Origin of the sequence: Delftia sp. ASV31 (assembly GCF_016428765.1) — a bacterium.
GTDB classification, from domain to species: Bacteria; Pseudomonadota; Gammaproteobacteria; order Burkholderiales; family Burkholderiaceae_C; genus Comamonas; species Comamonas acidovorans.
Genome location: NZ_JAELTK010000101.1, coordinates 1 through 17696, shown reverse-complemented (window position 1 = coordinate 17696; position 17696 = coordinate 1). Strand labels below are relative to the sequence as shown.

Genomic DNA, 17696 nt, shown 5'->3' with positions numbered 1-17696 from the left:
CATCGAGGATCTGGCCCAGCTGATCCACGACCTGAAGAACGTGGCGCCGCACGCCGACATCTCGGTCAAGCTCGTGTCCGAAGTGGGCGTGGGCACCATCGCGGCCGGCGTGGCCAAGTGCAAGAGCGACCACGTGGTCATCGCGGGGCACGACGGCGGCACGGGCGCATCGCCCTGGTCGTCCATCAAGCATGCGGGCTCGCCCTGGGAAATCGGCCTGGCCGAGACCCAGCAGACCCTGGTGCTCAACCGCCTGCGCGGCCGCATCCGCGTTCAGGCCGACGGCCAGATGAAGACCGGCCGCGACGTCGTCATCGGCGCGCTGCTGGGCGCCGACGAGTTCGGCTTCGCCACGGCGCCCCTGGTCGTCGAGGGCTGCATCATGATGCGCAAGTGCCACCTGAACACCTGCCCCGTGGGCGTGGCCACGCAGGACCCGGTGCTGCGCGCCAAGTTCTCGGGCAAGCCCGAGCATGTGGTGAACTACTTCTTCTTCATCGCCGAGGAAGTGCGCCAGATCATGGCCCAGCTGGGCGTTGCCAAGTTCGACGACCTGATCGGCCGTGCCGACCTGCTGGACACCCGCAAGGGCCTGCAGCACTGGAAGGCCCAGGGCCTGGACTTCTCGCGCCTGTTCGCCCAGCCCGAAGTGCCCGCCGACGTGGCGCGCTTCCATGTCGAAAAGCAGGACCACCTGCTGGACAAGGCGCTGGACGTGAAGCTCATCGAGCGCTGCAAGCCCGCCATCGAGAACGGCGAGCGCGTGCGCATCATGGAAGTGGCGCGCAACGTCAACCGCTCCGTGGGCGCCATGCTCTCCGGTGCCGTGACGCGCGTGCATCCCGAAGGCCTGCCGGATGACACCATCCGCATCCACTTCGAGGGAACCGGTGGCCAGTCCTTCGGCGCCTTCCTGTGCAACGGCATCACGCTGAACCTGCGCGGCGATGCCAACGACTACACGGGCAAGGGCCTGTCCGGCGGCCGCGTGGTGGTGCATGCCAGCCATGAATTCCGTGGCGACACGACGACCAACACCATCGTCGGCAACACCGTGATGTTCGGCGCCACCAGCGGCGAGGCCTTCTTCGGCGGCGTGGCCGGCGAGCGTTTCGCGGTCCGCCTGTCGGGCGCCACGGCCGTGGTCGAAGGCGTGGGCGACCACGGCTGCGAATACATGACCGGCGGCACCGTGGTGGTGCTGGGCAAGACGGGTCGCAACTTCGCGGCCGGCATGAGCGGCGGCGTGGCCTATGTGTATGACGAGGATGGCCGCTTCGCCGAGCGCTGCAACAAGGCGTCCGTCTCGCTGGATCAGGTTCTGCCCCACGACGAGCACCTGGCCCAGGTCTCGCCCGCCGTCTGGCACCGCCGCGAAACCGACGAACGCCAGCTGCGCGCACTGATCGAGGCGCACAGCCGCTGGACCGGCTCCAAGCGCGCCCGCGACCTGCTGGACAACTGGGCTGCGGCCCGCTCCAAGTTCGTCAAGGTCTTCCCCAGCGAGTACAAGCGTGCCCTGTCCGAGATGTACGAGCGCCAGGTGATGGAAGAGCCCGCCACGCCCGAGGTCGAGGAACACGCCAAGGAAGCCGTGGCCGCCAAATAACAAGGAAGCGAAGGATGCGGGCAGCAGCCCGCATCCATCCCTGCACCCCACACATCAGGACAACGAATCATGGGAAAGACCACCGGCTTCATGGAATATGAACGCCTCGAGGAGGGCTACGCGCCCGTCGTCGAGCGCGTGAAGCACTACAAGGAATTCGTCATCGGCCTCGATGACAGCCAGGCCAAGATCCAGGGCGCGCGCTGCATGGACTGCGGCACGCCGTTCTGCAACAGCGGCTGCCCGGTCAACAACATCATTCCGGACTTCAACGACCTGGTCTTCCACGGCGGCTGGAAGAGCGCCAGCGCCGTGCTGCACAGCACCAACAACTTCCCCGAGTTCACGGGCCGCATCTGCCCCGCGCCCTGCGAGGCCGCCTGCACCCTGAACATCAACGACGACGCCGTGGGCATCAAGTCCATCGAGCACGCCATCATCGACCGTGCCTGGGCCGAAGGCTGGGTCAAGCCGCTGCCCAGCAGCCGCAAGACCGGCAAGAAGGTCGCCGTGGTCGGCGCAGGCCCCGCAGGCCTGGCCGCATCGCAGCAACTGGCCCGCGCCGGCCACGATGTCACGCTGTTCGAGAAGAACGACCGCGTGGGCGGCCTGCTGCGCTACGGTATTCCCGACTTCAAGATGGAGAAGTCGCACATCGACCGCCGCGTCGAGCAGCTCGTGGCCGAAGGCGTCAAGATCCGTACCGGCGTGCTGGTGGCGGGCAAGGACGGCCTGGGCGAAGACTCCAAGGTCACCAACTGGGCCAAGGAAACCGTCAGCCCCGAGCAGCTCATGGCCGAGTTCGACGCCGTGCTGCTGACCGGCGGTGCCGAGCAGTCGCGCGACCTGCCCGTGCCGGGCCGTGAACTCAAGGGCATCCATTTCGCCATGGAGTTCCTGCCGCAGCAAAACAAGGTCAACGCCGGCGACAAGCTCAAGGGCCAGCTGCGGGCCGATGGCAAGCACGTCATCGTCATCGGTGGCGGCGACACCGGCTCAGACTGCGTGGGCACCAGCAACCGCCACGGCGCCGTCAGCGTGACCCAGTTCGAGCTGATGCCCATGCCGCCCGAGCAGGAGAACAAGCCCCTGGTCTGGCCCTACTGGCCGATCAAGCTGCGCACCAGCTCCAGCCACGAGGAAGGCTGCGAGCGCGAGTTCGCCATCGCCACCAAGGAGTTCATCGGCGAGAAGGGCCAGGTCACGGCCGTCAAGACCGTGCGCATCGAAATGAAGGACGGCAAGATGGTCGAGGTGCCTGGCAGCGAGCAGGTGCTCAAGGCCGACCTGGTGCTGCTGGCCATGGGCTTCGTCAGCCCCGTGCAGGCCGTGCTCGACGCCTTTGGCGTGGACAAGGACGCACGCGGCAATGCCAAGGCCACCACCGACTTCACGGGCGGCTACGCCACCAGCGTGCCCAAGCTGTTCGCCGCCGGCGACGTGCGCCGCGGCCAGTCCCTGGTGGTCTGGGCCATCCGCGAAGGCCGCCAGGCCGCTCGCTCCATCGACGAGTTCCTCATGGGCACGTCCGACCTGCCTCGGTGAGATGCCAACCCCGGAAGGGGCTTGGCCATAGACAAAGAAAAAGCCCTTGGTGATGAACCAAGGGCTTTTTATTACAGATTCCTCGTGTTTCAGCGTAGGCCCTTGAAACTGGCGCGCCCTAAAGCGAGGGACACCGAGGAAGGGCCGCCCCGCACCGAGGGTGTCGTCCCCCTCTGGGGGAAGGCGCGAAGCGACTCAGGGGGAGGGTTTATCCTCTGCCGGCTTGTCCACTGCGGTGCCGGGCTCGGCTTCTTCTTCCGGTGCCTTGGAGACGCGGCTGAACCAGCCGGCGCCCAGGATGCCGATCTCGTAAAGAATGCACATGGGCACGGCCAGGGCCAGCTGGGAGATCACGTCGGGCGGCGTGACCACGGCGGCGATGATGAAGGCCACCACGATGAAGTAGCCGCGGAAGGACTTGAGCTTGGCGATGTCCACCAGGCCGAAGCGCACCAGCAGCATGACCACGATGGGCACCTGGAAGGCCAGGCCAAAGGCCAGGTACAGCGACAGGATGGCCTCCACATAGGAGGCGATGTCCGGCGTGGCCGCCACGCTGTCCGGGGTGAAGCCCTGGATGAAGGCAAACATCTTGTCGAGCACGAAGAACTGCACGAAGGCGATGCCGATATAGGCCAGCAGGCTGCCGAAGATGATCAGCGGCAGCGCAAAGCGCTTTTCATGGCTGTACAGGCCGGGCGCCACGAAGGCCCACATCTGGTACATGATCCAGGGCAGCACGGCCAGCACGCCCACCATCATCAGCACCTTGAGCGGTACGAAGAAGGGCGTGAACACGCCCACCGCGATGAGCTTGGCATCGGGCGGCATGTGGGCCTTGATCGGGTGGGCGATGAAGTCGATCAGCCCGTTGGGGCCGGGCCACACGGCCAGCACGGCGATCGCCAGACCGATGCCGTAGATGCAATAGAGCAGGCGGTCGCGCAGCTCCATCAGGTGCTGGACGAAAGGCTGCTCGGTGCCTGCCAGCTCGTCGTCTTTAGGTGGAATGTCGGACATGGTGCGAAACCGCGGCGGGCCGCAAGGGCATCCACGGACCTGGGGTGAAAAGCAGAAAGCCCGACGGATCGGGCAGGATTCGGCAATGGCGGGTGCCCGGGTGGCGGAGGCTGGGCTGGTTGCCTCGTGGCCCGCGGCGCGCCGGCATCTTCAGCGGGACTTCTGGGGGCGAAAGCGCGCCACGCGCGCCGCGCCCGACTGCGCCTTGGTGCGCACACCGGCGCGGGCCTTGTACCACTGGGGCACAGCGGCACGCTTGAGGCGCCAGTTCTTGCCTGGGTGGCGGTAGGCCGGCGCCACGGCGCTGTACGTATCGCTGTCGGTGCCGTAGGAAGAGGAGTCGTACGAGGAAGACGTGCCGTTGAGAGCTGCCGTGGACTCGTTCCAGTCCTTCTCGAAGTTGGCAGCCGAAGTGTGGATGGATTGCTCGACGTCTCGCGCCGCGCCCTCCACGGTGTCCTTCATCTTGCGCAACTCGTCGAGTTCCATCGAACGGTTGACCTCGGCCTTCACATCGGAGACATAGCGCTGGGCCTTGCCCAGCAGGGTGCCGACGGTACGCGCCACGCGCGGCAGCTTCTCGGGACCGATGACCACGAGGGCCACGGCACCGATGAGCGCCATCTTGGAAAGGCCAATATCAAACATGGAAGCTTGGCGTGCGGGCCATCAGCTCTTTTGCTTGGCTTCGACGTCGATGGTGGTCTTGTCGGCAGCCGTCTGGCCGGCGACCTGGCCGGGAGCGGCTGCGGGAGTGTCGGTGGAGGTCGAACCGTCCTTCACGCCGTCCTTGAAGCCCTTGACGGCGCCGCCGAGGTCGGAACCGATGTTCTTCAGCTTCTTGGTGCCAAACACCAGAACCACGATGGCCAGGACGATCAGCCAATGCCAGATGGAAAACGAGCCCATGAGAATCTCTCCTAAGAATTGCAGGTCATTTTAGACGCCGGGCCATGGCGGCAGTTCGCAAGGCCCCACAAAAGCCGTTTGGCCGACGCAAGAAACAGGGGGGCCTCAAGCAAGAGACGGGCCACCTTGTGCCGGGCGGCAGCCGTCTGCCGCAGGCAGCGTGGCCGCTGCGGCGTTTTCAGCCCTTGAGTCTCAGCCCTTGAGCCAGGGGCGGGGGCCGCCCATGACGTGGATGTGCAGGTGGTGGACTTCCTGGCCGCCTTCGGTGCCCGTGTTGACCACCAGGCGAAAGCCGCCGTCCGGATACGGGTTGCAGCCTTGCTCGGCAGCCAGGCGGGGCGCCAGCGCCATCAGGCGGCCCAGCAGCGGGGCGTCCTCGGCCTGGACCTGGGCCATGGAGGGGATGTGCTTCTTGGGCACCATCAGGAAGTGGATGGGCGCGCCGGGGTGGATGTCGTGGAAGGCGAAGACGTCCTCGTCCTCATAGACCTTGCGGGAAGGGATCTCGCCTTTGGTGATGCGGCAAAACAGGCAGTTCGGGTCGTGGTCGTGCATGGCGCTACAGGAATCCTGGGAAGCTGGCGGTAGGTTGGAAATCAGGCCGGATTGTCGTTGATGCGCAGCGTCTGGCGCACGCCGATGTCGCTGCGGTGCTGCTGGAGCCACTGCTGGCCCTGCTCGCGTCCGAGCTCGAACAGCTCGCGCACGAAGCGCATGTCGGAGCGCGTCTTGGTCGAGGCGCCATAGCCCTTGAGCACGGAGCCGCCGTCCACGCGGTGCAGCAGCACCTTTTTGTAGCGTGTCGGGTCCAGCTTGCCCTGCTCGAGCAGGCGCTTGACGAACTCGATGGCGCGCAGCTCGGCCAGCAGGCCGGCGTTGAAGGTGACCTCGTTCATGCGGTCCATGATGTCGGCCGCCGTGTTGGGCAGATCGGTGTGCTCGATGGGGTTGATCTGCACCAGCAGGATGTCGCTGGACGCCGTGCCGTAGATCAGCGGGTACAGCGCCGGGTTGCCCGAAAAGCCGCCATCCCAGTAGGGCTCGCCATCGATTTCCACGGCCTTGAACAGCTGCGGCAGGCAGGCCGAGGCCATGACCGCGTCGGCACTGAGTTTTCTGCCCGAAAAGATGCAGCCCCGGCCCGTGCGCACATTGGTGGCGCAGACAAAGACCTTGGGCACCACGCCTTCCACGGGCGGATGCGTCAGCGCGTCGAAATCCACGACCCGTTCGAGCAGCTTGCGCAGCGGGTTGATGTCCAGCGGGTTGGTCTGGTAGGGCGAGAAGAACTGGTTGAGCACGCCCATGAAGGGGCTGCCCGGCAGGGGCGCGCCCCACATCAGGCTGCCCATGGTGCCCACGCCTTCCCACAGTTCGGTCAGCGTGGCGCGGGCCAGCTCGGCCCCCAGCGCCTGGGCGGCCACCGGATCGCTTTCCTGGCGTGCAGCCTTGGCAAAGCCCTGGGCCAGGGCCACTGCATTCATGGCCCCGGCGCTGGTGCCGCTGATGCCGTCGAAGACAAGGCTGCCGTCTTCCAGCAGCGCATCGAGCACGCCCCAGGTCAGGGCGCCGTGCGAGCCCCCGCCCTGCAGGGCGAGGTTGATCTTGCAGGTCGGGGTCGGAGTCATGGCGGTTTGCCCGGGACCTTCAGCGGTCCACGGCCTGGTTGCGGTTCATGGCGACCATGCCGCGCACGATGCGGTAGAGGAACCAGATGGAGATGACGGTCCAGGCGATCCAGCCGGGCACGAAGAACAGCAGCCACAGCGGCGCCGTGACCAGGTACAGGATGCCGGCCCAGATCACGCTGCGGATGCGCCACGAGAAGTGGTTGGCCATCCAGCTGCCTTCGGCGTCGCCGCGCTTGACCAGATCGATGATCAGTGCGATCACCAGCAGCGCAATGCTGGGCTGTGCGCCCGGCACGACGGCGGCCACGGCCACCACCAGGTGCAGCAGGTAGCTGACCCAGCCCCAGGCCTTGAGGCCTTCGATGCGGGACTGGTCCAGGGCACGGACTTCGATGAAATCGTCATTCATGGCAGCGGTCCTTTCTCGTTCACGTCACGTTCCTGGGCCTTGCGCAGCGCCTTTTCCTCGATGCCGCTGGTGCCTTCGCGGCGCTCCAGCTCGGCAACGACCTGGGCTGGCGTCAGGCCATAGTGGGCCAGGGCGATCATGCTATGGAACCACAGATCGGCCACTTCGTAGAGGATTTTGCCGGCGTCCCCGCCATGGTCTGCGTCCTTGGCGGCCATGACCACTTCGGTGGCCTCTTCGCCGATCTTCTTCAAAAAGGCATCCGGGCCCTTGTGCAGCAGGCGGGCGACGTAGCTCTTGTCGGGATCGCCGCCATTGGCGGGCTTGCGGCTTTCTATGACGGCGGCCAGGCGCGCCAGGGCGTCCAGCGAGGAAGTGCTTGCGGTGTCGTTCATGTTCGTGGAATTCATTTGTAGATCGATTCGGGGTCTTTCAAGACCGGATCGACGGCCTGCCACTGGCCATCGCGCAGCACGCTGTAGAAGCAGCTGTGGCGCCCCGTGTGGCAGGCAATGCCGGGCTCGTGGCCGGTCTGGGTGATCTTGAGCAGGACCACGTCGTTGTCGCAGTCGATGCGCACCTCGTGCACGGTCTGCACGTGGCCCGATTCCTCGCCCTTGAACCACAGCTTGTTGCGCGAGCGGCTGAAGTAGACGGCGCGGCCGAGCTCGGCCGTCTTGGCCAGGGCCTCGCGGTTCATCCAGGCGAACATCATCACGTCGCCCGTGTCCTTTTCCTGCGCGATCACGGGCACCAGGCCCTGCGCATCCCATTTGACTTGATCTAGCCAGTTCATTGCCTGCATTGTGAATATCCTGGGTGGGCATCCCTGTGACAGGATTGTCAGGAATTGCCTGGATTGAAAATACACCCCCTGAGTCGCTTCGCGCCTTCCCCCTCTCTCGCTGCGCGGGAGGGAGACGACAGCCTTGCCGCGGGGCGGCCCTTGCTCGCTGTCCCTGGTCCCTTGGGGCGCGCCGGTTTCATGGGTTGTGGGCGGCGCGAGCGCCATGGAAAACTGAAATGAAGGAGTCCGCCGACGCGCCGTATCAGAGGCGCACGGGCACGCCGCGCTCGGCCATGCGCTGCTTGGCCTGGCCCACGGTGAATTCGCCGTAGTGGAAGATGCTGGCGGCCAGCACGGCGTCGGCGCCGCCCAGGGTCACGCCATCGGCCAGGTCGTCCAGCGAACCCACGCCGCCCGAGGCGATCACGGGCACGGGCACGGCGTCGCTGACGGCGCGCGTGAGCTTCAGGTCGAACCCGGACTTGGTGCCGTCGCGGTCCATGCTGGTCAGCAGGATCTCGCCCGCGCCGCGGCGCGCCATTTCGGCGGCCCACTGCACGGCGTCCAGGCCGGTGTTCTTGCGTCCGCCGTGGCTGTACACGTCCCAGCCGGGGCCGGCAGCGCGGCCATCGGCGCCCATGCGCTGCTCGTCCTCGGCCGTGCGCCGCTTGGCATCGATGGCCACGACGATGCATTGCGCGCCGTACTTGTCCGAGGCCGCATTGATCACGTCGGGGTTGGCGATGGCGGCCGAGTTGAAGCTGGTCTTGTCGGCGCCCGCGTTGAGCAGGCGGCGCACGTCCTCGACGGTGCGCACGCCACCACCCACGGTCAGCGGAATGAAGACCTGGCTGGCCACGGACTCGATGATGGGCAGGATCAGGTCGCGCCCGTCGCTGGTGGCCGTGATGTCCAGGAAGGTCAGTTCGTCCGCGCCCTGGGCGTTGTAGCGCGCGGCGATCTCCACCGGGTCGCCCGCATCGCGCAGTTCCACGAAGTTCACGCCTTTGACGACGCGCCCTCCCGTGACGTCAAGACAGGGGATGATGCGTTTGGCAAGCATGGGCAGACTCGTGGCTAGGGCGTGAAACAAGGGCGAAAAGATACCACGCCCTCGGCGCCCGCAGGCGCTGCGGGGTTCAGCGCTTGAGGCCTGCGGCCTGGCTTTGCCAGCGCCATGCGTCCTCGCACATGCGGTCCAGGTCCAGCATGGCCTTCCAGCCCAGCAGCCGCTCGGCCTCGGCGGGGTCGGCCCAGCACTGGGCCACGTCGCCGGGGCGGCGCGCCACGATCTGGTAGGGCACGGGACGGCCGCTGGCGCGCTCGAAGGCCTTGACCATCTCCAGCACCGAGACCGGGCGCCCCGTGCCCAGGTTCACGGTCAGCAAGCCCTGCTGCTCGCGCAGATAGCGCAGCGCCGCCAGGTGGCCGCGCGCCAGGTCGGTGACGTGGATGTAGTCGCGCACGCCCGTGCCGTCCGGCGTCGCATAGTCATCGCCATAGACACTGAGCTGCTGGCGCTGGCCGATGGCGACCTGCGACACATAGGGCATGAGGTTGTTGGGGATGTCGCGCGGGTCCTCGCCGATCAGGCCGCTTTCATGGGCGCCCACGGGGTTGAAGTAGCGCAGCCGTGCCAGGCTCCACTGGCCGGGCTCGGCCCGGTCCAGGTCGGCCAGCATTTCCTCGATCCACAGCTTGCTGCGACCGTAGGGGTTGGTGGCGGACAGCGGAAAGTCTTCGCGGATCGGCAGGCTGGCCGGATCGCCGTAGACCGTGGCCGAGGAGGAGAACACCAGGCTGCGCACACCCGCCGTCCGCATGGCCTGCAGCAGGGCCACCGTGCCGCCCACGTTGTGTTCGTAGTAGCGCAGCGGCTGGGCCACGGACTCGCCCACGGCCTTGAGCGCGGCGAAGTGGATCACCTCGCGGATGGAGTGCTCGGCAAACAGCCGGTCCAGCGCGGCGCGGTCGCGCACGTCTCCCTCGACGCACAGCGGGCGCCGGCCCGTGATGCGTTCCATGCGTTCGAGCACATCGGGGCTGCTGTTGCTGAAGTTGTCGTAGATCAGGTAGGGCTCGCCCGCAGCGGCGAGTTCCACGCAGGTATGCGAGCCGATGAAGCCGGCGCCGCCTGTGACCAGAATCATGAATACCTTTCATTGGTGATTTTTCTGCCTGCCTAGTATCGCCATAACCCAGCTTCCCCCAGGCTTCAAGGGCGCCGAGCACAAAAGTAGGGAGAAGACACCTTTGCAGACAAAAACCGGTATGCTCGCGCCCGCCTTTCGTCGGACTGACGATAGCTTTTATCAAATCGCCAAGAAATTTGATGTACAAAAACTATGAATCGGCCGCTTTTGGCCGCACCCCGAGGAGAAGGCCGTGAACGCTTTCCTGCGAACCTGCCTGTTTTGCTGGGGGGTGCTGTGCGGCTGGGCGGTGCAGGCAGCCGAGCCGGCGGTTGCCGTCTATTACGGGAACAAGGCCTCGCTCAGTGAACTGAGCCTCTACGACATCGCCGTCGTGGAGCCGGGCCACGGCTACGACCCCGTTCAATTCCGCAAGCAGGCTCCGGGCAGCGAACTCTACGCATATGCCTCCGTGGCCGAGGTGCTGCCCGAGCGCGCCTACTTCAGCAAGATTCCCGAGGCCTGGAAGATGGCGCGCAACGGCGCCTGGCAGTCCATCGTCCTGGACCAGACGCCCGCGCAGTGGCCCGCCTTCTTTGCCGACGAGGTGATCGCACCGCTGTGGAAGCAGGGTTTTCGGGGCTTCTTCCTGGACACGCTGGACTCCTACCGCCTGGCCGCGAATTTCGACGAAAAGGCCCAGCAGGACGGCCTGGTGCGCGTCATCGAGACGCTGCACCAGCGCTATCCCGGCATCCGCCTGATCCTGAACCGGGGCTTCGAGATCGTGCCGCGCGTGCGCGACAAGGTGCAGATGGTGGCGGCGGAGTCGCTGTTGCGGGGCTGGGATGCCAGCCTCAAGCGCTATGTGAACGTGCCCGAGAAAGACCGCGAATGGCTGCTGCAGCAACTGCAGACCATCCGCGAGCGTGACCGCCTGCCGGTGCTGTCCATCGACTACGTGGCCCCGCATGACCGCGATGCCACGCGCGAGACGGCCCGCCGCATTGCGCAGCTGGGCGTCATCCCCTGGGTGTCGGATGCAGGCCTGCAGACCCTGGGCATAGGCCAGGTGGAGGCGGTGGCGCGCAGGGTGTTGATCCTCTACAACGGTGCCGACTATCCGTCCATCAACGGCGCATCGGCGCACCGCTTTCTGGAAATGCCCATCAACTACATGGGCTACGTTGCCGACTACGCCGACGTGCGCGAGCCCATGCCCGAAGGCGTGGCGCGTGACCGCTATGCCGGCGTGGTGAGCTGGTTCGGCGGCGCGGTGCCCGATATGCGGGCCAAAAGTGTGCGGCAGTGGCTGGCCAACCAGGTGCAGCAGGGCATGCCGCTGCTGGTGCTCAACACGCTGGGCCTGTCCCAGGACCGCACCATGTCGGCCGCCCTGGGCACGCGCAGCACGGAAGCGGCTCCCGTGTTCCCGCTGCGGCGGGCCGAGCAGGCGCCGCTCATGGGGTTCGAGATACCGCCGGCCGAGCCCGCCCACGACTACGAAGGCTGGGAATTCACGCCGCAGATGGCCAAGGGCAGCCGCGAGCTGCTGTCCTTCGACGACAAGCGGGGGCGCCGCTTCGTCTCTGCCGCCATCACGCCCTGGGGCGGCTTTGCGCTCATGCCCTATGTGGTGGTGAGCATGCCGGGCACCGACCAGTCGCGCTGGGTGATCGATCCGTTCGCGCTGTTGCGCGAGGCGCTGCGCCTCCAGGACTTTCCGGCGCCCGACGTCACCACCGAGAACGGCCGCCGCCTGTTGCTGGCCCATGTGGATGGTGACGGCTTTCCCTCCAGGGCCGAGCTGCCTGGCACGCCGTTCGCCGGTGAAGTGCTGCGCCGCGAGATCCTGGAGCGCTACAAGATCCCGCACACCATCTCGGTCATCGAGGCCGAGGTCTCCCCGCAGGGCCTGTATCCGCAGTGGGCCGAGCAGCTGGAGGGCATTGCCAAGCGCATCTTCGCCATGCCCCATGTCGAGATCGCCAGCCATTCCTACTCGCACCCCTTCTTCTGGGAGCCCGGGGCGGCGCCCAACGAGGACGACAGCAAGGAGGTGAATCTCAACCTCCACATCCCCGGCTACCAGATGGACATGAACCGGGAGATCAATGGCTCGGTCGACTACATCCGCAAGCGCCTGGCGCCGCCCGGCAAGCCGGTGGACGTGTTCCTGTGGACCGGCAACACGGCGCCCAGCGCCGAGGCCCTGGCCATCTCCGATGCCGCCGGCCTGCTCAACATGAATGGTGGCGACACGGCCATCACGCGCAGCAATCCCTCGCTCACCGAGGTGCGCAGCTGGGGTCTGCGCAAGGGCGGCCACCTGCAGATCTATGCGCCCGTCACCAACGAGAACATCTACACCAACCTCTGGCACGGGCCGTTCTACGGCTTCGAGCGCGTCATCGAGACCTTCGAGATGACCGAGGCTCCCCGGCGCCTGAAGGCCGTGGACATCTACTACCACTCCTACTCCGCCAGCAAGCAGGCCAGCATCAAGGCGTTGCACAGGATCTACCAGTGGGCGCTGGCGCAGCGGCTGAACCCGGTCTACAGCTCCGAGTACATCCGCAAGGTGCAGGATTTCTACGAATTCGCCATCGGCCGCGACGCGCAGGGCTGGCGCCTTCGGGGTCCGGGCCAGCTGCGCACGCTGCGCATGCCGCCCGGCATGGCCCCGCCTTCCATGGCTGCCAGCAGCGGCATTGCCGGCTATGCCAAGGGGGCAGACGGCAGCTACCTGCACCTGGCCGGCAGCGCCGGATACCTGGTGCAACAGACGCAACAGGACGCCGCAGGCGCGGCCGCCCACGCGGCGCGCCCCTATCTGGTGGATGCCAATGCCCGGCTCACGCAATGGCAGCCCCAGGCCGACGGCGGCGTGCGCTTCGCCCTGCAGGGCCATGTGCCGCTGGAGCTGCGCATGTACCTGCCTGCCGGCTGTTCGCTGAGTTCCGCGAACGCCGCCACGCCCCTCCTGGCCGTGGCGGGGGCCGATACCGGCAACGCCAACCTCCGTTCCTTCAGAAGTACCCAAAACAGTGTCGAACTCCAAGCGCAATGCCGGGGGCTCTGAGCGCCCCATCACGGTTCCCTTCTGGCTGATCGCGCTGCTGGCGGTACTGATCGGTGGCGCCCTGTGGATGCTGTTTCCCAAGCAGGATCTGGAGCGCCGGCTCTCCGTCACCGGAGATGACTCCGAGCTGTCCTACAACTACCTGAGCAACCTGCTCAAGAGCGATCCCGGCAACGAGAACCTGCGCGCCCTGCTCAAGGCCAAGGAAGAGCGCCTGCAGGCCATCAAGCTGGCGCGGGAAGAGGCGGCCAAGCAGGCACTGCCCAGCGCAGCCGTCCAGGCCTGGGACCACTGGCAGGCCGCCTATCAGGGCTATCTGGAGGCGCAAAAGCAGGACCACCGCGCGGGCGGCCAGGCTGAGGCGCTGGCGCCGCAGGTGATGCAGGCGTTGAAGGACGTGCCGCTGCAGGGGCTGACCCAGGAGCAGGCGCTGTACCTGGCCTCGTCGGCGCTGGTGCTCAAGGACGCACCGCTGGCCCTGGGCATCTACGACGATGTGGCAGGCCGCCAGACCGATCCCGCGCGCAAGGCGCAGGTCTATGAATCCGCAGCGCGGCAGGCGCTGGGCATGTCCCTGTACGAGGAATCGGCCCGGCTGCTGCGCCAGGCCAGCGCCACGACCGAGGACGTCCAGCAGTCGCGCGCCTACCTCTGGCAGGCCCTGCAGGTACTGCAGTCCGGCAACCGTGCCAACGAAGCGCTGGCGCTGGCGCGCCAGCAGGAAGAACTGCTGGGCAGCGACCCCGAGACGCTGCGAAAGCTCATCGGCCTGGCGCGCGCGGCCGGCAACCGGGCCGAGGCCGAGCGCTATGCCAAGCGGCTGCTGCAGCTGTCCCTGCTGCAGCAGTGGCAAACGCAGGTGGCCGGGGCTTCGGGCGCCGGTCCGGACCCGGTTGCCGACGACGGCGCCTGGGCGCTGCAGCCCGTGGCCTGGACCGCGCCGGGCTGGCGCATGCTGCGCACGGCCGATCCCGTGCGCAAGCCGCCGCCGGGCCTGCCCTTTGACGACAAGACCTACCTGCTGGGCTACGAGGTATTCCTCGAAAACCGCAACCTGGAAGATGCCTGGCGCGTGGCCACGGCCGCCGTGCGCCAGGCGCCGCAGGACATGGCCTGGCGCGAACGCCTGGCCCAGGTGTCCGAATGGATGGGGCAGCAGCAGCAGGCCCTGGACAACTGGCTGGTCATTGCGCAGAACACGGGGCGCGAGGATGCCTGGAAGACGGTGATGCGCCTGGCGCCGGGCCTGTTCGACGACCGCGCCCTGATTGCCGGCCTGCGCCACCAGTTGAGCCGCCGTCCCCAGGATGCCGCGCTGCAGCAGGCGCTGGTCCAGGCCTACGAGCGCCAGGCCGAGCCCGGCGAGGCCATCGACTATCTGCAAAAGCACGGCAGCACGCCGCAGTCGCAGATCCTGCTGGCCCAACTGGCCGAACGGGCAGGCCGGTCGCAACTGGCGCTGCAGGCCTGGAAGCGTGTGCTTGCCGATCCCGAACAGCGCACGCCGGCCCATGCCATGCCCGCCGCCGTGCTCGCGCTGCTGCAGGGCGAGCCGGCCCTGGGTCTGCGCTGGCTGGAGGATGCGCAGACGCGCATTCCCGCCGGTATGCAGGACGAGGGCGAGTACTGGCGCCTGCTGGGCGACCTGGCCCAGGACCAGCGCCAGGAAGCACTGACGCTGAAGGCCTACCGCCGCCTGCTGCAGACGCCGCACGCCGGCATCAGCGACTACGACGAGGTGATACGCCTGCTGCAGCGCGCCGACCGGCGCGAGGCGGCCCGGATGTCCCTGCACGCCTGGGAGCAGTTCCATGACGTGCGCCATCTGACGCAGGCCTTCTACCTGCTGGAGGACCTGGAGGACTGGACCCAGATCGGCAGCCAGGTCGAACGCATCTTGGCCGACCCGGCCCTGGTCAAGCGCCTGCAGGGCCAGCCCACCTTCTTCCAGATACTGGGCGCCTACTACCAGCGCACGGCGCAATCGAAAAAGGCCATGGAGGCCTTCGAGAAGGGCCTGGCGCTGGACCCCGGCTCCACGCCGCTGCGCCAGGGCCTGATGTGGCTGCTGATCGACACGCAGAATGCAGCGGCCCTCAAGCTGCTGCTGGCGGCGGCCGAGCCTGTCTGGGCGCGCGATGCCGACATGCACGGCGCCCTGGCGGCTGCCTACATGACGCTGTCGCGCCCGGCCGTTGCGCTGGAACGCTATCTGAAGCCGCACCGCGCCGAGCATGCCGACGACTTCCTGTGGATGATGCAGTACGCCGACGCGCTGGAGCAGAGCCAGCAGGCCGATCGGGCCTGGAGCCTGAGGCAGCAGCTGTGGACGCGCGAGAAGGTGCGGGCACGCGCCCAGGACGGCGCAGCGGCCCTGGCCGCCCGCAAATGGCTGACGGCCGAGGGGCTGGACGAGGTTCAGCGCCAGGCCCGCAGCCGGCTCATGCTCTTTCATACCCAGGGCGATGCCGAATTCGCCCTGATGCGCGAGCTGCTGCGCATGGACCTGGAAGGCGGGCGCCGCGAGCATTCCGCCGCTGCGGCCGAGTTGGCCATTGCCTGGCTGCAGGAGCGCGGCGAGTACCAGGCCGAGCGTGGTTACCTGTGGCAGCAGTACGCGCGCAGCCGCAGCAAGAGCACCAGCTCGCCGCTGTGGGCCGAGATCACGGTGGCCCTGGCGGAAAAGGATGTGGCCCAGGCCGGGCAGCTGCTGCAGCGCCATGACGAGGCGCTGCCGCGCTATGACCGCATCAACGCGGCAGCCATGGTCGGCGATGTGCGGCTGGCGCAGACGGCGGCCTTCGAGAGCATGGCCGACCAGCCCGACGACGATCCCCTGCACCTGGCGCTGACCGAGCAGCTGCTGGCCTTCAGCGACTACGGGGGCCTGCAACTGCGCAACCGCCGCATGGACGCCATCGACGAGCAGGTCTCCCGGCTGCGCTGGCATGTGGGCCTGAACCCCCGCTGGGCGCTGGACCTGGATGCCGAGGACGTGCGCCGCACGGTCAACAAAAACACCCTGGTGCGCGGCCCCTCGCAGGAGCGGGGCATCGGCCTGCGCCTGACGCGCAAGACGCAGTCGGCCTCCAGCGAATTCATGCTGGGCCGGCGCGAAAGCCTGGAGGGCTACACGCCCATGCAGTTCACGCAGACCTACAACGTGGACAGCCGCTGGAGCCTGCAGGCATCACTGGGCCGGCACCTGGCCACGCAGGAAACGCTGGCCATGCGCATGGGCGGCATGAAGGACCGCGTGTCCCTGGGCAGCAGCTACCAGCTCTCGCGCCTGGACCAGATCACGCTGGAGCTGGCATCGGAGCGCTACCGCGTGCAAAGCGGCGCACGCGTGGGCTCCGGCAACCATGCGACGCTGCAATACCTGCACACCTACCGCAGCGAGGCCCCCACCCTGCAGTTCGGTGCTTTCACCTCATGGCACCGCTACAGCCGCAACGACCCGGCGCTGCTGCAGGGCCGGGATGCGGCCATCCTGGGTTACCTGCCGCCGTTCAACGATCCCACCATCGACTATCTGCTGCCGCGCAGTTTCCGCTTCTCGGGCCTGCAGATGATGTTCAACACGGGCTATGAACAGCAGTACACGCGCGCGCTGCGGCCCTACGCCAGCCTGGCCCTGACGCACCACAGCGTCAACGGCGCGGGCTACGAGCTGGGCATGGGCCTGGCCACCAGCCTGTTCGGCGCGGACCACCTCGCGCTGGGCCTGAATCTGTCCAAGTCGGGCATCAACACCGTGGGCAATACCCGCGAGCTGTTGCTGACCTACCGCCTCCACTACTGATCCGAAGACTTCAAGGAGCCTCTCCATGACACACCGCACCACTTTCGCCTCCCGCCTTCGCGTGCTCACGGGTATTGCCCTTGTCGGCCTGCTGTCTGCCTGCTCGACCATCGACCGGGGCACGGCGCCCGCGCTGGAGACGAATGCCAGCTGGGCGGTGCTGCCCTTCGAGAACCACACCGAAACGCCCATGGCCGGCAACCGCGCCGCCGCCATTGCCACGGCGCTGATCAATGCGCGTGGCGTGGGCCAGGTCAAGCGCTACACGGGCGATGCACTGCAGGAAACCCTGTTCGACGGCCGCGAAGCCAAGCGCCGCGACGACGCCCTGGCCTGGGCGCGCGGCGAAGGCGTGCGCTATGCGCTGACGGGCGCGGTGGACGAATGGCGCTACAAGGTGGGCGTGGATGGCGAGCCGGCCGTGGGCGTGACCTTGGAGATCGTGGACGTGGGCACCGGCGCCACCGTGTGGAGCGGCGCGGGCGCGCAAAGCGGCTGGAGCCGCGAGGCCCTGGCCGCCGTGGGCCAGAAGCTGATCCGCAACCTGCTGGGCACAGGCCTGGCCAACGCCCGATAAGCGCATCCAGGAAACGACTCTTCATGCCAGACCAAGCCAGCACGCCCAAGGCGGCACCGCATTCCGCTGCACCGCGCCGCGCCGGCATTGCCGCGGAATTCAGAGGCTCGCCGCTGGGCCTGCTCGTGCAGACGAGCGCCAAGCCCTGGGTGGTGGTGGGCGAGACGCTGCTGCTGCCGGTGCTGGCCGT

15 protein-coding genes are annotated in these 17696 nt (G+C 67.3%); 5 read left to right on the top strand and 10 right to left on the bottom strand.

Features of this window, described 5'->3' with window-relative positions; translation table 11 throughout:
- Together JHD82_RS25355 and JHD82_RS25350 are read left to right on the top strand one after the other, a co-directional pair.
- The coding region (locus JHD82_RS25355) for a glutamate synthase-related protein (protein WP_269848159.1) at positions 1-1609 on the top strand (1609 nt) is incomplete at its 5' end.
- A gap of 69 nt (positions 1610-1678) precedes the next feature.
- On the top strand, positions 1679-3154 hold the full coding sequence (locus tag JHD82_RS25350) for a glutamate synthase subunit beta (RefSeq protein WP_013800778.1): 1476 nt from the start codon (positions 1679-1681) through the stop codon (positions 3152-3154).
- Positions 3155-3349: 195 nt separating this feature from the next.
- On the opposite strand, the gene tatC is transcribed toward JHD82_RS25350, so the two are convergent.
- The 10 genes from tatC to galE all read right to left on the bottom strand — a co-directional run bounded on the left by tatC (position 3350) and on the right by galE (position 10060).
- Positions 3350-4174 carry a twin-arginine translocase subunit TatC gene (gene tatC, locus JHD82_RS25345; RefSeq protein WP_012207354.1) on the bottom strand — a complete coding sequence of 275 codons (825 nt, stop codon included), beginning with the start codon at positions 4172-4174 and terminating at the stop codon, positions 3350-3352.
- Between the two features lie 150 nt (positions 4175-4324).
- Complete coding sequence (tatB, locus tag JHD82_RS25340; RefSeq protein ID WP_199139428.1) at positions 4325-4822, bottom strand: Sec-independent protein translocase protein TatB; 498 nt, start codon at positions 4820-4822, stop codon at positions 4325-4327.
- Positions 4823-4843: 21 nt separating this feature from the next.
- A complete protein-coding gene (tatA, locus tag JHD82_RS25335) occupies positions 4844-5083 on the bottom strand; it encodes a Sec-independent protein translocase subunit TatA (protein ID WP_013800780.1) in 240 nt (79 codons plus the stop codon).
- 192 nt (positions 5084-5275) lie between these two features.
- Positions 5276-5638, bottom strand: a complete 363-nt coding sequence (locus JHD82_RS25330) for a histidine triad nucleotide-binding protein (protein ID WP_012207351.1) — start codon at positions 5636-5638, stop codon at positions 5276-5278.
- Positions 5639-5679: 41 nt separating this feature from the next.
- Positions 5680-6711 (bottom strand): patatin-like phospholipase family protein, encoded by a 1032-nt coding sequence (locus JHD82_RS25325; RefSeq protein WP_199139426.1) that lies wholly within the window; start codon positions 6709-6711, stop codon positions 5680-5682.
- Between the two features lie 19 nt (positions 6712-6730).
- Positions 6731-7123, bottom strand: a complete 393-nt coding sequence (locus tag JHD82_RS25320) for a hypothetical protein (protein WP_088163822.1) — start codon at positions 7121-7123, stop codon at positions 6731-6733.
- On the bottom strand, positions 7120-7533 hold the full coding sequence (locus JHD82_RS25315; RefSeq protein WP_043822256.1) for a phosphoribosyl-ATP diphosphatase: 414 nt from the start codon (positions 7531-7533) through the stop codon (positions 7120-7122). The genes JHD82_RS25320 and JHD82_RS25315 overlap by 4 nt, the downstream gene beginning before the upstream one ends.
- A complete protein-coding gene (gene hisI, locus JHD82_RS25310; protein ID WP_012207347.1) occupies positions 7530-7928 on the bottom strand; it encodes a phosphoribosyl-AMP cyclohydrolase in 399 nt (132 codons plus the stop codon). Before hisI ends, JHD82_RS25315 begins: the two co-directional genes overlap by 4 nt.
- A 244-nt stretch (positions 7929-8172) precedes the next feature.
- Complete coding sequence (hisF, locus tag JHD82_RS25305; RefSeq protein ID WP_016450993.1) at positions 8173-8973, bottom strand: imidazole glycerol phosphate synthase subunit HisF; 801 nt, start codon at positions 8971-8973, stop codon at positions 8173-8175.
- Between the two features lie 76 nt (positions 8974-9049).
- On the bottom strand, positions 9050-10060 hold the full coding sequence (gene galE, locus JHD82_RS25300; protein ID WP_199139424.1) for a UDP-glucose 4-epimerase GalE: 1011 nt from the start codon (positions 10058-10060) through the stop codon (positions 9050-9052).
- Between the two features lie 235 nt (positions 10061-10295).
- Here galE and JHD82_RS25295 point away from each other — a divergent pair, with 235 nt between their 5' ends.
- From JHD82_RS25295 to JHD82_RS25285, 3 genes are read left to right on the top strand one after another with little or no spacing between them, the layout of a single operon-like run.
- Complete coding sequence (locus JHD82_RS25295; RefSeq protein WP_199139422.1) at positions 10296-13124, top strand: bifunctional glycoside hydrolase 114/ polysaccharide deacetylase family protein; 2829 nt, start codon at positions 10296-10298, stop codon at positions 13122-13124.
- The gene (locus JHD82_RS25290) at positions 13090-16929 is read left to right on the top strand and encodes a tetratricopeptide repeat protein (RefSeq protein WP_199139420.1); all 3840 of its coding nucleotides are present in this window, start codon (positions 13090-13092) and stop codon (positions 16927-16929) included. Before JHD82_RS25295 ends, JHD82_RS25290 begins: the two co-directional genes overlap by 35 nt.
- 25 nt (positions 16930-16954) lie before the next feature.
- Positions 16955-17506: a transporter gene (locus JHD82_RS25285; RefSeq protein ID WP_043822266.1), complete on the top strand. Its 552-nt coding sequence runs from the start codon at positions 16955-16957 to the stop codon at positions 17504-17506.
- Positions 17507-17696 lie beyond the last annotated feature (190 nt).

What these genes read in the sequence shown, in the direction of transcription:
- JHD82_RS25350 (WP_013800778.1), top strand. Translation starts at nt 1,679, where the DNA reads ATGGGAAAGACCACCGGCTTCATGGAATATGAACGCCTCGAGGAGGGC.
- tatC (WP_012207354.1), bottom strand. Translation starts at nt 4,174, where the DNA reads ATGTCCGACATTCCACCTAAAGACGACGAGCTGGCAGGCACCGAGCAG.
- tatB (WP_199139428.1), bottom strand. Translation starts at nt 4,822, where the DNA reads ATGTTTGATATTGGCCTTTCCAAGATGGCGCTCATCGGTGCCGTGGCC.
- tatA (WP_013800780.1), bottom strand. Translation starts at nt 5,083, where the DNA reads ATGGGCTCGTTTTCCATCTGGCATTGGCTGATCGTCCTGGCCATCGTG.
- JHD82_RS25330 (WP_012207351.1), bottom strand. Translation starts at nt 5,638, where the DNA reads ATGCACGACCACGACCCGAACTGCCTGTTTTGCCGCATCACCAAAGGC.
- JHD82_RS25325 (WP_199139426.1), bottom strand. Translation starts at nt 6,711, where the DNA reads ATGACTCCGACCCCGACCTGCAAGATCAACCTCGCCCTGCAGGGCGGG.
- JHD82_RS25320 (WP_088163822.1), bottom strand. Translation starts at nt 7,123, where the DNA reads ATGAATGACGATTTCATCGAAGTCCGTGCCCTGGACCAGTCCCGCATC.
- JHD82_RS25315 (WP_043822256.1), bottom strand. Translation starts at nt 7,533, where the DNA reads ATGAATTCCACGAACATGAACGACACCGCAAGCACTTCCTCGCTGGAC.
- hisI (WP_012207347.1), bottom strand. Translation starts at nt 7,928, where the DNA reads ATGCAGGCAATGAACTGGCTAGATCAAGTCAAATGGGATGCGCAGGGC.
- hisF (WP_016450993.1), bottom strand. Translation starts at nt 8,973, where the DNA reads ATGCTTGCCAAACGCATCATCCCCTGTCTTGACGTCACGGGAGGGCGC.
- galE (WP_199139424.1), bottom strand. Translation starts at nt 10,060, where the DNA reads ATGATTCTGGTCACAGGCGGCGCCGGCTTCATCGGCTCGCATACCTGC.
- JHD82_RS25285 (WP_043822266.1), top strand. Translation starts at nt 16,955, where the DNA reads ATGACACACCGCACCACTTTCGCCTCCCGCCTTCGCGTGCTCACGGGT.